Below are 13485 nucleotides of genomic sequence, written 5' to 3'. Positions count from 1 at the left end.
AAATGGGGAAAATCGAAATCATCGGATTAGGTTCTTCGAACTTAGAACAAATTCCTTTGGGTGTATACAGGAAAATCAAACAAGCGGATCAACTGTTTGTCCGTACAGAAGATCATCCGGCAATTGCAGAATTGCAAGCTGAAGGTGTTGAAATGACCTTTTTTGATGATTATTATGAAAAATTCGATACGTTTGATCAAGTGTATCCAGCCATTGTAGATCAGTTGATAGAACTCTCAAAAGAAGAAGATATCGTATACGCTGTTCCAGGACATCCGATGGTAGCGGAGCGTACAGTACAGTTATTGATTGAATCCAATAGAGAAGTGGATGTTATTGGAGGGAAAAGTTTTATCGACGATATGTTTCAGACTCTGGAAATAGATCCTGTTGATGGTTTTCAACTACTAGATGCGTTTGACTTGTCGACGGACGTCATTCAAACCGGTCAGTCTGTGATCATTATGCAAGTGTTCAATCAACTGATGGCCAGTGAAGTGAAGCTGACTTTGATGGAGAAGTATCCTGATGAGCACCAAATCTGTGTCGTGGATGCTGCGGGTGGTTTATCTGAACAGAAAAAGTGGATGCCATTATATGAGCTGGATCGCTTTGAGGGTGTGCATAATTTAAGATCAGTCTATGTACCATCTTTAAACAGAGATGAAAGAACCACCTCTTTCGAGTTGCTTCAATACTATATTGACGCAATCACAGGAGAATCTGGTGATGTCTGGGTGAGGGAACAAACAGCTTTGACACTTCTACCCTATTTGAAAGAGGAAACGCAGGAACTGATTGAAGCTTACGAAAATGATGATATCGATAATGTGATTGAAGAGCTTGGGGATGTTTTGATGCAGATTCTCTATCATACAAATCTTGCAGAAAACACGGGTATGTTCTCCTTAGAAGAAGTGCTAGATGGAATCAACCGTAAGCTTAGAAGAAGACATCCTCATGTGTTTGACGGTGTCGAAGCAAACACACCAGAAGAAGTCGATGCCTTGTGGCAAGAAATTAAGAAAAAAGAAAAAGAAGAGAGAGGGTTTTAAAATGAGATTAGATAAATTTTTAAAAGTATCCAGAATCATTAAAAGAAGATCAGTTGCAAAAGAAATAGCGGATAAAGACCGTATTCAAATCAACGGTAAAACAGCTAAATCATCTAGTGTCGTAAAAGTGGGCGATGAGCTGGAAATCAAATTTGGAAACAAAACATTGATTGCCAAAGTAGAAGATTTAAGGGACACAACTAAAAAAGACGAAGCGAAAGAACTCTATAGTGTGATTGAAGAACGCTATAAAGACCAGGATTAATCGAACAAAATAGCTGAAGATCTTTTTAAGCTGATTAAAAGTGATAATCTTTCTAGAACAAAACATGTCATTTAATCCATAAGTATTAAATTAACGTGACAATCCTTTGCTTAAGGAAAGATTATTGCTATAATCAGGTTTATTACTAGAAAAGAGATTCTGTGAAAGGATAGAGGGTAAAATGGAAAAGAAAAAACGACCAGTCGTCACTAAATTGGAAAACCAGTACATAGAAGAAAAAACACTTGAGAATATTCGAAATAAAAAAAGAAAAAAAATGATCAAAAGACGGACGACGCTGATCATGGCTGTGGGGTTGTTTTTCGTTTCTCTTTTAGTTGCGCCTCTATTCAAGAACCAGTCCCAACTCCAAGATTCAAGGATTGAACAAGCAGAAGCTAGGGAAAAGTTTGAATCTTTGGAGATGGACCAAGAAAAACTAAATTATTATATCGGTCTGCTGGAAAATGAAGAATATGTTTTGAAACTAGCTAGAAGCGAATATTATCTGACAAAAGATAATGAGATTGTCTTCAGCTTTCCAGAAGATAAAAAGCCAGATCATCTGAATGTCAAAGACAAAAAAGGGTCTGATCAAGAAACAGAAGTCGATGAACAAGAATAGTCTACAAGATAAAATAAAAGAATAGTAGACTAAATAACTGTTATTTTTAATTAAAAAAAGTACGTCTTGTTGTGGGAAATAAAGTAGGCAAAAGCGAACGATTTTGAACATTGTGGTCAAAACCTTTCTAAAAGACTTTATTCTAAAAAATCAGCATGGTATAATACGTACAAATTAACTAGGAGGCAACAAAGAAAACATGTCAATCGAAGTGGGAAGCAAAGTAGAAGGTAAGGTTACAGGGATTGCGAATTTTGGTGCATTTATCGATCTTGGAGATAAAAAAACTGGATTAGTACACATTAGTGAAGTATCCGATAGTTACGTAGAAAATATCAACGAAGTATTAGAAGTGGGACAAACTGTATTGGTTAAAGTCCTGACTATAGCAGACGATGGGAAAATCGGATTATCTATCCGTAAAGCTCAGGAAAAACCTGCCGAAGAAGCTCCTAAGAGAAAAGTGCCTCAACGTCCAAAACCAAGTAATCATTCGAATAAACGCAGTAGTGCTGCAGCTCCTAAAAAAGAAGACTTTGATTCTTTAATGAATTCTTTCTTGAAAGACAGCGAAGATCGTTTGACGACTTTAAAACGTAGTACAGAAAATAAACGCGGTGGACGTGGCGGACGCCGAGGATAAGTAAAGTGTAACTTTCCTGATGTGTTTAACCGATTCTATTTTGAATCAGGCGCACACCTATCTGCTACTCAATTAAACAAATGTATGTTAAAAAAGGGTTTAGGGAAGTTCCCTAGCCCTTTTTTGTTTCCAGTGGACTGTAAAAAAGTATGTTGGAATCAAAAAAAGGAGAGAGCTGAATGCAATTAGCTGAAAGGTTTACCGAGCGTGTGATACGTCAAAGTTACTTTTCAAAAGATGACCAAGTACTTCTAGCGGTATCTGGTGGCGTGGATTCTATGGTCCTTTTAAACTTGATGCTTCAATTACCAACTGAGTGCAGACCGCATATTTCAGTCGCGCATCTAAATCATCAGTTGCGTGCAGCCTCTGAGAAAGAACAAAAAGCCGTTGAACAACTTTGCAAACAGTACAAACTACCCTTATACACCCAAAAGTGGTCGAAACAAAATCATCCTAAATCTGGTCTAGAAGCCGCTGCAAGAAATCAGCGGTATGCATTTTTTTTAGATACAATGGTCCAAAACAATTTAAACAAACTCGTAACGGCTCATCATAGAGGCGATCAAGCAGAAACCGTTTTGATGAAGCTGGTGAGAGGTAGTTCTCTAGAACATCTTTCAGGAATAAAGCCTATAAGAGACTTTCATGGTAGAAAGATTATCAGACCACTTTTAGAATTTTCGAAGAAAGACTTATACGACTATGCTGAGTGTGTTCAACTCGTTTATTTTGAAGATGAGACCAATCAATCCCTAATGTATAGTAGAAATCGATATAGGAATCAGATATTGCCTCTGATGGAAAAAGAAAATGAAGCGGTTGAAGCACATCTCTCTAATTTTGCGCAGGAAATCAATGAATTATGGTCAATTGCACGGCCAAAAATAGAAGAACGAACCAATCAGTGCGCTGAATATACAGGAAATGAAATTAAACTTAATCGTTCTAAATTTTTGAATGAAGATAGAAGTATGCAAAAGCAAATACTTAAACAGCTACTAGAAAAATTGTATGAACAGTCAGAAAGTCAGTACAAGCAAAGTCATATCAGCTTATTGAATGACTGGCTGAAGCAAAAAGACCCCAATAGCTCGTTTGATCTACCGGGTGGATATATTGCGGTAAGAGAATATGAAAAGATTTTGATTCGGATGCCGCAAAAGTCTTTAGCCATTTTACCTGAACCATTGTTTATAAATGTTGGAGAATGGATTAAACTTCCTGAGCAGAAAAGATTAGGCCTATTTCGTTCATATTCTTGTCCGCCAGCTGAAAGTGTAGTAGAACAGATTATGCTTGAAGTGGATTCTATTTCATTACCACTCAAAGTCAGACACCGGAAACCGGGCGATAGAATTCGGGTAAAAGGCATGAATGGTTCAAAAAAAATCAAAGATCTTTTGATCGATAGAAAGATTCCAATGTCTCAAAGAAATCAGCTAATTATCTTAGAAGATGCAAGCGGTGAAGTTGTCTGGATTGTTGGGCTGCAAGAATCAAGATTGTCTATCTCGCCTAAACCTGATAGAATGCATTACGTGTTGTTACTTGAAGATCATAGTTAAAAAGAAATCATCAAATAAAATAGAAGGAGTCGATTAAACAATGAAATCAGATATGGAGAAAATTTTAATCTCAGAAGAAGAAATTCAAGCAAAAGTACAAGAGCTTGGAGCAATCTTGAAAGAAGAGTATCATGATAAGAACCCCTTACTTGTAGGCGTACTGAAAGGTGCGTTACCTTTTATGGCTGATTTAATAAAAGCCATGGAAATTTATCTAGAAATCGATTTTATGGATGTTTCTAGTTACGGAAACGAAACCACTTCTTCAGGAGAGGTTAAAATCCTTAAAGACTTGGATACTAATGTAGAAGGCAGACATGTGCTGTTTGTAGAAGATATTATCGATACAGGTCGTACACTAGCGTACCTTAAAGATATGTTCAAATATAGAAAAGCAGCTTCTGTGAAGATCGTTACGTTACTAGATAAACCATCTGGTCGTGCAGTAGATATGGAAGTAGACTGGATTGGATTCGAAGTTCCTCATGAGTTCGTAGTAGGATATGGTCTTGACTTTGCAGAACGCTACCGTAACCTTCCTTATATCGGCATTTTGAAACCAGAAATCTATCAGTAATCGATTCAATTAAGGTGAGTCAAGGCGATTAATCTTAAGCCTATCTAATCAGCACAATGTAAAATAAGAAGCCTACTAGTCCAAATTAACTAGTAGGCTTCTTACTTTTTAGTTTCCTTAATTTCATTGAATAGAGCAGTTTAAGAGTATACTGGAATGATTATAAAATCATTGCACCAACGATTCCAAAAATCATGATTGGAATGTTGTAATGAAGAAAGGTAGGTACACAGGTATCCCAAATATGATCGTGCTGGTGGTCGATGTTCAGTCCTGCTGTCGGTCCAAGTGTACTGTCAGAAGCAGGGGACCCAGCATCCCCAAGTGCAGCTGCTGATCCAATTAACAATACGATTGCTATCGCACTGAAACCGAGCTCTGTTGCAAGTGGGACATAGATTGCAGCGATAATAGGGATTGTTCCAAAAGAAGTTCCTATACCTAAAGTAATAAGTAAACCTAAAACGATCATACAAGTAGCGGCGACCAGTTTGTTTGTTCCAATCAAGCCAACGACTGATGCAACTAAGGTATCAACGCCTCCTGTCGCTCGAATCACGTCACCATATCCTGAGGCAACTAACATAACGAATGCAATAAAACCCATCATGCCAATACCACTTCTGATCATATCATCAATATCAGACCATTTTATTGCGCCACTAATAATCATTATCGCCAATCCGAGTATGGCACCTAATACTAAAGAGCCAACTGTCAATTGAACAATTAACGCAGCCACTGCCCCGATGATTGCAAAGGCATGGTTTTTATTAAATACGACATGCGGATCGTTTGCTTCATTCATTTCAGAACCCGTAAGATTTGGGCTTTCGTTTTGGTATTCTCTGGGTTTTCGGTAAGTAATCAATACAGCTACCAAAAGCCCAACGACCATAGCAAGGCCAGGTATCCACATCACTTGCCATATCTTTAGACCGTTAAGTGCTAAACCACTTGTAGCCATTTCTTTACGAATAATGTTATGAAAAATCAGTCCGTAACCAGCCGGAATGACAATATAAGGAGCTTTTAATCCGAAAGTTAGAGCTGAAGCAACGGCTCTTCTATCGATTTTCAGCTTATTCATTACGGGAATAAGGGGGGGAATAAGGATTGGAATAAAAGCGATGTGTACTGGAATTAAATTTTGTGAGAATATACTAATTAGGGCAATAATAAATATCAGTAGTTTTCCAGTACCTTTCATACGTCTAGATAGTGTTTGCGTAATGATTTTGGCTGCACCAGTTTTTTGAATCGCTGCAGCCAAAGCACCGAGCAGGATATAGTTTAGAGCTGTTTCGCTATTCTTTCCCATACCTCCAATCAAAGTATCCATAGTGTCTACTATAGACATTCCAGATATAAGACCACCAGCTAAAGCGGCGATAATTAACGCTAACAAAATATTCAGTTTTAACAACGATAATATAATCATTACCGCAACAGAAATTAAAACGGGGTTGCTTAACACAATAACACTCCTTTTAAATCAAATTTTTTCAATAGATTCTATAATAACATATGAATGACAATGAAATTGAAAAATGTAACAAAATTCAAAACAAGGTAAAAATCGCTAGTTAATATAAATTAGGTAATAAATTTCTAAGGAACAATGATAAGAAATGAGCGAAAAGATTCATTAATAAAAGTATGTAAGGTCATATCTAAAAGGACAGTCAAATCAATTTTGAGTTAGGGAGCTATACAATCAATGTGAAATGGGGGACATCTACTATAAAAAGATGGTCAAATTATGGTATAATAACTGAGTATGGATCCCCAAATTTCTAAAGAAAGTGTACAGGAGGGTGAACCGAAAATTGTATGCCTGTTCTTTTTATATTTATATTAGACTAATAAGATATAACATAAGAACGATGGTTAAAGAAAGGTCAAACATTTTTCATAGTCAAAAAAGGTCTAGTATGTTAACATAGTTAAGAATAAAACAATTATATTTCTAAATAGTAATTACTATTTAAATAAGATAACTTATAGTTAGATGGAGGATGGCATGAAGAAAGGATTTTTCAATAGCGGTCTCTTCTACATCATTGTATTTTTCGGAATCATCGGATTAGTTAGTTACTTCACGAGCGGTTCGGGTGAAACCTCACAGGGATATAGTTCAACAGAGTTTGTTCAACTCCTTGAAGATGATAAAGTAGAAGAATTTACGATTCAACCAACTGGAGGCATCTATGAAATCACGGGTACATTCCGTGAAGGAGAAGAAGTCCAAGTTGAAAACGAGACAGGTGTATCCCTTTTTGGGAATGTAGAGCAAGAAACAAGAAACTTTTCATCAGCAATTCTACAAAATGATTCTGCTGTGCAAGATGTTCAAGCTTTAGCGAATCAGAACAACGTAGAAATCCAGCCAATCGAAGAGCCTTCGGTTAGTATCTGGGCAAGTCTTCTAATCTCAGTGTTACCTCTATTATTACTGGTCGGGTTCCTTTATTTTATGATGAACCAAGCTGGTCAAGGTGGCGGCGGAGCAGGTGGCGGACGTGGCGTAATGAATTTCGGTAAGTCCAAAGCCAAAGAAAGTGATGCTAAAACCAGTAAAGTGCGATTTTCAGATGTTGCGGGTGCTGACGAAGAAAAAGAAGAACTTGTAGAAATTGTTGAATTTCTTAAAGATCCTCGAAGATTCTCAAATCTTGGTGCTAGAATTCCAGCAGGTGTTCTGCTTGAAGGACCTCCAGGAACAGGTAAAACATTACTTGCAAAAGCTGTTGCAGGTGAAGCAGGCGTACCTTTCTTCTCAATCTCAGGTTCTGAATTTGTAGAAATGTTCGTTGGTGTTGGGGCAAGTCGTGTAAGAGACTTATTTGAAAATGCGAAGAAAAATGCACCAGCGATTATCTTTATTGATGAGATCGATGCAGTTGGTCGTCAGCGTGGAGCTGGAATGGGTGGAGGTCACGACGAACGTGAACAAACCTTAAACCAGTTACTTGTTGAGATGGATGGATTTACAGGTAATGAAGGGATTATCGTTATAGCGGCTACAAACCGTCAAGATGTTCTAGACCCTGCATTACTCCGTCCAGGTCGTTTTGACCGTCGTATTTTAGTTGGGCGTCCTGATGTTAAAGGACGTGAAGCGATTCTTAAAGTTCACTCTAAAAACAAACCAATAGGACCAAGTGTTGACTTGAAACAAATTGCTAAGCAAACTCCAGGTTTTGCTGGAGCAGACTTAGAGAACTTGATGAACGAAGCAGCGTTGATTGCTGCTAGACGTGATAGTAAAACAATCGAAGCTTTAGATGTAGACGAAGCACATGACCGAGTCATTGCGGGACCTGCTAAGAAAGATCGAGTGATTTCTAAAGTGGAACGTAGCATGGTGGCTTATCATGAAGCGGGACACACAATTGTCGGGTTGGTATTGAGTGATGCACGTATCGTTCATAAAGTAACGATTGTACCACGTGGTCGTGCTGGTGGATATGCAATCATGCTTCCAAGAGAAGACCGATTCTTGATGACTAAAAAAGAAATGTTCGAACAAATCGTTGGACTTCTTGGGGGTCGAGTTGCAGAAGAAATGGTATTTGATTCTCAATCAAGTGGCGCTTCAAATGACTTCCAACAAGCAACACAATTAGCTCGTAGTATGGTAACAGAATACGGTATGAGTGATTTGCTTGGACCAGTACAATATGAAGGCAACGGTCAAGTATTCTTGGGAAGAGATTATTCTCAATCTAAGGCTTATTCTGAACAGTTTGCTTATCAGATAGATCAGGAAGTCTTGAGAATCTTGAACGAAGGACATGATGAAGCAAGAAAAATTCTTGAAGAAAATAAAGCTGCACATGAATTGATTGCTCAAAAATTACTTGAAGTTGAAACACTGGATGAGAAAGAAATCAAGAGCTTGTTTGATCATGGTGTAATGCCTACCAAACGTGCTGACGGTTCAGTAGAATTCCCTCGTGAGAGTGAAGAAGCTGATAGAGACCCTAAAGAAGAACCAATCGGAACTTCATTCGAAGAAGCGAAAAGACTTCGCGAAGAACGTGAAAAAGAACGCGAAAAAGAGTTTGAAGCAAAACAGGATTACACTGAGTCTGATTCTGAAGATGCTTCAGAAGAAGATAAAGACAATTAAATCAAAGAACTAGTTAAGAAGAGGAGGTGATACTTTAACCCTCCTCTTCTTTCCTTGTATAATTAAGTATCTGAAAAGTAGAATGGACCCATATTAAGGAGAGAATAGATTGAACGATAAATTAATTAAAGCACTGGCGTATGAAAATGAAATCAGAGTATATGTGATTGATGCAACAGAAATGGTAGCTGAAGCACAAAGAAGACATGATACATGGGCTACGGCTACGGCAGCATTAGGAAGAGCAATGATTGGAACAACCCTTTTGGGTGCAACCCTTAAAGGAAATGACAAGATCACGGTTAGAATTGAAGGAAATGGACCGGTCGGTTACATTTTAGTAGACAGTAACGGTAAAGGAGAAACTAAAGGATATATCCATAATCCTCAAGTCAATCTACCGCTGAATCAAAAAGGTAAATTAGATGTTAGAGGTGCTGTTGGGACAGAAGGTATGTTAACAGTTAGTAAAGACCTTGGAATGAAGAAACCATTTGTCGGCCAAGTCCCCTTAATCAGTGGAGAGCTTGGAGAAGATTTCACTTATTACATGGCTAACTCTGAACAGGTACCTTCCGCTGTTGGTGTATCCGTGCTCGTAAATCCTGATGAAACTGTAAAAGCAGCGGGTGGCTTTATGATCCAAGTATTGCCAGGAGCTAAAGAAGAAACAATAGCAAAAATTGAATCGATTATCGAAACATTACCATTAGTCTCAACATTAATGGAAAACGGAGAAACACCAGAAGAGATACTTGGCAGACTAGTGGGGAGCAAGGACTACAACATCATAGAAACAACGGGAGTCGTGTTTGAATGTGACTGTTCAAAAGAACGCTTTGCGGATGCAATCATTTCTTTAGGCGTAGACGAAATCCAAAGTATGATAGACGAAGATCATGGTGCAGAAGCCGTATGTCACTTCTGTCGAACTAAATACCAATACACTGAAAGTGATTTAGATGAATTGAAAATAGAAGCTACAAATCAATAAGTTGAACAACTGAAAGGCTAAAGACGTATTTTGAACCTTTCAGAAGGTGAAAAGATGTGTTACTATAGTGCAGAATGTAACTCATTCAATCAGTTTGAGATTTGTATGAGTTTAACAATAGTAAAAAAACATTGGTGTAAAAAGTAGGCATCAAACATACCTTTTAAAAAGTCGTGTTTAAAATAAAAAAGGTAAAAGATAAGGAGCGAAGAAACGAATGACTCAAGAGCCGTCTAATCAAGAAATATTGAATGACCAATTAATGGTGCGTAGAGAAAAGATGAATGAATTACGCGAACGTGGAATTGATCCTTTTGGAGGAAGATTTGAAAGAACGCATTTTTCTTCAGAATTACATGAAGCTTTTGAAGATAAATCTAAAGAAGATTTATCTGAAGAGGAACACTCTGTTACGATTGCTGGTCGTATGATGACTAAACGTGGTAAAGGGAAAGCTGGATTTGCTAATTTAAAAGATAAAAAGGGTACAATTCAGATCTATGTACGTAAAGATGCAGTAGGCGATGAAGAATATGAAAGCTTTACAGCAGCCGATTTAGGTGACTTTTTAGGTATTGAAGGTGCTATCATGAAGACGAATACAGGAGAAGTTACTGTGAGAGCTAAAAAGCTGACATATCTTTCAAAAGCGCTACGTCCTCTACCTGACAAATACCATGGACTGACCAATGTGGAACAAAAGTATCGTCAAAGATATCTTGATTTAATTGCAAATGAGCATTCGTTTGATCGATTCACTAAGCGTAGTCAGATTATTCAGGAAATCAGAAATTATTTGAATGGAAAAGATTATCTTGAAGTTGAAACGCCACTTCTACACAACCTAGCAGGAGGCGCAGCGGCTCGTCCTTTCATCACTCATCACAATGCATTGGATATGGAACTTTACCTACGAATTGCCATCGAATTGCATTTAAAACGTTTGATTGTTGGAGGAATGGAGAAAGTTTACGAAATCGGTAGAGTTTTCCGTAATGAAGGAATTGATACAACACACAATCCGGAATTCACGATGTTAGAGCTTTATACAGCGTATCATGATGTATCAGATGTTATGAACTTAACGGAAGATATGATCAAGTCTGTAGCGAAAAAGGTTATCGGCTCAGATACATTGATATATGGAGAAGAAACAATTGACTTAGGTTCTTCTTGGGCTCGCAGACATATGGTAGACCTAATCAAAGAACAGACAGGCATTGACTTCTGGCAAAATATGTCAAATGATGAAGCACGTCAACTTGCAAAAGATCATAATGTTGCAGTAGACGACTATGCTACATTTGGCCATGTAGTGAACGAATTCTTCGAAACTTTTGTAGAAGAAACATTGATCCAACCTACTTTTGTGTATGGACATCCGCTTGAAATATCACCATTAGCGAAGAAAAATGATCAAGATCCAAGATTTACTGACAGATTTGAGCTATTTATAGCACGTCACGAATATGCAAATGCATTCAGTGAATTGAACGATCCTATTGATCAAAGAGAACGATTTGAAGCGCAAATGAAAGAGAAAGACCAAGGTAATGATGAAGCTCATGAAATAGATGAAGACTTTATTGAATCTCTGGAATACGGTATGCCACCAACAGGTGGTTTAGGAATTGGAATTGACCGTCTGGTTATGTTATTAACAGATGCAAATACGATTAGAGATGTTCTCTTGTTCCCTACGATGAAAAACCAAGATTAAAATAATGAAATAGATACATGACCTCTTATCGAAGTAAAACGATAGGAGGTCATGTTTTTTATATCTCGCTTTACTCGATAAAAATGACTATATACTATAGAATAGGTATAAGTAAAAATAGAATCGTCAGAAAGTAGGAATAAAAAAATGAAAAAAACATCAAGGTGGATTAATTTTTTAGGAGGCTCTAGTTTATTCTTCACGTTAGGTATGCTGATTATGATTGGGATTATCGTCTTGTTATTCAAGCAAGTAGATTTTATATTCTATCCAATTGTTGTACTATTTTCTAGCGTACTTATGCCAGCGGTCATTGCCTTACTACTTTATTACTTATTAAATCCAATTGTCGACTTTTTAGAAAGCAAGAAAATCAAACGACTATGGGGTGTATCGTTACTTTACGTAGTAATTATTTTAGTAATTAGCATATTAATTGGCACGTTGATTCCGATCTTAAGAGAGCAATTTGAAGGCTTAGTCGAAAATTTTCCCAGTTTCGTAGAAAGTATTTCAAATACGGTATCAGGATGGGCGGCTAACTTGCCATTTGGTCAAGATGTAGATGCCTTCATTGAACAAGGAGAGTCGTTTATAGCAGATATTCCGAATAATATTAGTGAATATTTGTATAGTGGATTAAGTGGTGTCTCATCAGTTGTGTCTAGCGTTACTAATGTTGTAGTCACATTGATTACTTTTCCGCTGATCTTATTTTTCTTATTGAAAGACGAGAAAAAAATGTCAAAAGCTGTTCTGTCTGCGGTACCGCCAAAATGGAGAGAAGATTTATTAAGAGTTTCAAGTGAAATCAATTCACAAGTAGGTGCCTATATAAAAGGACAACTCATTATTGCGACTTCAATTGGTGTAATGATGTTTATTGGATTTTCTATTATCAGGTTAGATTATGCAATCGTACTTGCAATAGCAGCAGGCTTTTTATCAATCATACCGTATGTTGGTCCGACACTATCTTTTATCCCGGCATTTGTTATTGCGGTCATTGATTCTTGGCAAATGGTTTTCTTATTAATCTTAGTATGGATGGTCGTACAGTTTATAGATGGTAATTTGATTGAACCAAACGTTATGGGGAAACAATTAAATGTACACCCATTAACAATCATCATTGTATTATTAGTTATTGGAGACCTTCTAGGAATATTTGGGCTTATATTCGGGGTACCCATCTATGCAATCTTGAAAGTTATCGTTGTTCACTTCTTCCAGAAATACAAAGAACGGTACAATAGATACTACGGGGATGTCGCAGGTGAGTATGAGATTAAATCAATCGAAGACGCTATTAGAGGAAAAGATCATGAAGATAGCCAGTTTGTTAGAAACATCAAGAAGGCTAGAAGAAACAAGAAAAAAGAAGATGATCGAATTTCTGAACAAGATGAAAAAGAGTCAGCTGATACTGAAGAATAAAGTGGAAAAGCTACTTCTAATTATAGAGGTAGCTTTTTTTATTTTTTTCAATAAAACTGTTGACGAAATTGTAATAACTTGGTATTATTAATCTCGTTGCTGCAAAACAATTAAAGCAATGGTAAAGAAAGAAATTTCATAAAAGTTAAAAATGCTATTGACAATCTAGTGTGAATCGGATATACTTTAGTAGTTGTCACATCAACAGGTATAACGCTTACAACATTAGTTATAAAAAATAACTTTTCAAAAAAGTGTTGACAACATTTTAACAACATGGTATGATGTGTGAGTTGCTGTTAAAACAACAACGACCGAAATACTAAGCAATAAAGAGTAGATCTTTGAAAACTGAACAAAGTAAAAACAACCAAATGTGCAGGGGTCTTCGATTCATTTATGAATCAAGACAACTAAACGAATGAACAAGGTTCATTCACAATTTTTAATCAATGAGCAAGTCAAA

Annotated in this window: 11 protein-coding genes; 10 read left to right on the top strand and 1 reads right to left on the bottom strand. The window is 37.0% G+C overall.

The genetic code is table 11. The features are described from left to right. The first annotated feature begins 2 nt into the window (after positions 1 to 2). The 6 genes from LG377_RS10540 to hpt all read left to right on the top strand — a co-directional run bounded on the left by LG377_RS10540 (position 3) and on the right by hpt (position 4733). Positions 3 to 1055 (top strand): MazG nucleotide pyrophosphohydrolase domain-containing protein, encoded by a 1053-nt coding sequence (locus tag LG377_RS10540; RefSeq protein WP_225744685.1) that lies wholly within the window; start codon positions 3 to 5, stop codon positions 1053 to 1055. Between the two features lies 1 nt (position 1056). Then, positions 1057 to 1320 carry an RNA-binding S4 domain-containing protein gene (locus LG377_RS10535; RefSeq protein WP_225744684.1) on the top strand — a complete coding sequence of 88 codons (264 nt, stop codon included), beginning with the start codon at positions 1057 to 1059 and terminating at the stop codon, positions 1318 to 1320. A 181-nt stretch (positions 1321 to 1501) separates the two neighbouring features. Further along, positions 1502 to 1945: a septum formation initiator family protein gene (locus tag LG377_RS10530; protein WP_225744683.1), complete on the top strand. Its 444-nt coding sequence runs from the start codon at positions 1502 to 1504 to the stop codon at positions 1943 to 1945. Between the two features lie 199 nt (positions 1946 to 2144). Beyond that, a complete protein-coding gene (locus LG377_RS10525; RefSeq protein WP_225744682.1) occupies positions 2145 to 2588 on the top strand; it encodes a S1 domain-containing RNA-binding protein in 444 nt (147 codons plus the stop codon). 179 nt (positions 2589 to 2767) lie between these two features. Beyond that, positions 2768 to 4156: a tRNA lysidine(34) synthetase TilS gene (gene tilS, locus LG377_RS10520; RefSeq protein WP_225744681.1), complete on the top strand. Its 1389-nt coding sequence runs from the start codon at positions 2768 to 2770 to the stop codon at positions 4154 to 4156. 40 nt (positions 4157 to 4196) lie between these two features. After that, positions 4197 to 4733 (top strand): hypoxanthine phosphoribosyltransferase, encoded by a 537-nt coding sequence (gene hpt / locus LG377_RS10515; RefSeq protein WP_225744680.1) that lies wholly within the window; start codon positions 4197 to 4199, stop codon positions 4731 to 4733. Positions 4734 to 4893: 160 nt separating this feature from the next. On the opposite strand, the gene LG377_RS10510 is transcribed toward hpt, so the two are convergent. Further along, a complete protein-coding gene (locus tag LG377_RS10510) occupies positions 4894 to 6210 on the bottom strand; it encodes a Na+/H+ antiporter family protein (protein WP_225744679.1) in 1317 nt (438 codons plus the stop codon). Positions 6211 to 6756: 546 nt separating this feature from the next. Between LG377_RS10510 and ftsH the strand changes: the two genes are divergently transcribed. From ftsH to LG377_RS10490, 4 genes are all read left to right on the top strand, one after another. Continuing rightward, on the top strand, positions 6757 to 8868 hold the full coding sequence (ftsH, locus tag LG377_RS10505; RefSeq protein WP_225744678.1) for an ATP-dependent zinc metalloprotease FtsH: 2112 nt from the start codon (positions 6757 to 6759) through the stop codon (positions 8866 to 8868). A 109-nt stretch (positions 8869 to 8977) separates the two neighbouring features. Further along, positions 8978 to 9862: an Hsp33 family molecular chaperone HslO gene (gene hslO, locus LG377_RS10500; protein WP_225744677.1), complete on the top strand. Its 885-nt coding sequence runs from the start codon at positions 8978 to 8980 to the stop codon at positions 9860 to 9862. A gap of 217 nt (positions 9863 to 10079) precedes the next feature. Continuing rightward, the gene (gene lysS / locus LG377_RS10495; RefSeq protein ID WP_225744676.1) at positions 10080 to 11582 is read left to right on the top strand and encodes a lysine--tRNA ligase; all 1503 of its coding nucleotides are present in this window, start codon (positions 10080 to 10082) and stop codon (positions 11580 to 11582) included. A 147-nt stretch (positions 11583 to 11729) separates the two neighbouring features. Beyond that, positions 11730 to 13019, top strand: a complete 1290-nt coding sequence (locus LG377_RS10490) for an AI-2E family transporter (protein ID WP_225744675.1) — start codon at positions 11730 to 11732, stop codon at positions 13017 to 13019. Positions 13020 to 13485: the final 466 nt, after the last annotated feature.

The sequence above is a fragment of the Marinilactibacillus sp. Marseille-P9653 genome (genome assembly GCF_916618885.1).
In the GTDB taxonomy this organism is placed as follows: domain Bacteria; phylum Bacillota; class Bacilli; order Lactobacillales; family Carnobacteriaceae_A; genus Marinilactibacillus.
Note: the sequence above shows the minus strand (reverse complement) of the source record. Positions and strands in the feature narration are given on the sequence as shown.

Excerpts from the sequence above, each read along its gene's own strand:
- tilS (WP_225744681.1), top strand. The coding sequence starts at position 2,768 with ATGCAATTAGCTGAAAGGTTTACCGAGCGTGTGATACGTCAAAGTTAC.
- ftsH (WP_225744678.1), top strand. The coding sequence starts at position 6,757 with ATGAAGAAAGGATTTTTCAATAGCGGTCTCTTCTACATCATTGTATTT.
- LG377_RS10530 (WP_225744683.1), top strand. The coding sequence starts at position 1,502 with ATGGAAAAGAAAAAACGACCAGTCGTCACTAAATTGGAAAACCAGTAC.
- LG377_RS10540 (WP_225744685.1), top strand. The coding sequence starts at position 3 with ATGGGGAAAATCGAAATCATCGGATTAGGTTCTTCGAACTTAGAACAA.
- LG377_RS10490 (WP_225744675.1), top strand. The coding sequence starts at position 11,730 with ATGAAAAAAACATCAAGGTGGATTAATTTTTTAGGAGGCTCTAGTTTA.
- lysS (WP_225744676.1), top strand. The coding sequence starts at position 10,080 with ATGACTCAAGAGCCGTCTAATCAAGAAATATTGAATGACCAATTAATG.
- LG377_RS10525 (WP_225744682.1), top strand. The coding sequence starts at position 2,145 with ATGTCAATCGAAGTGGGAAGCAAAGTAGAAGGTAAGGTTACAGGGATT.
- LG377_RS10535 (WP_225744684.1), top strand. The coding sequence starts at position 1,057 with ATGAGATTAGATAAATTTTTAAAAGTATCCAGAATCATTAAAAGAAGA.
- hpt (WP_225744680.1), top strand. The coding sequence starts at position 4,197 with ATGAAATCAGATATGGAGAAAATTTTAATCTCAGAAGAAGAAATTCAA.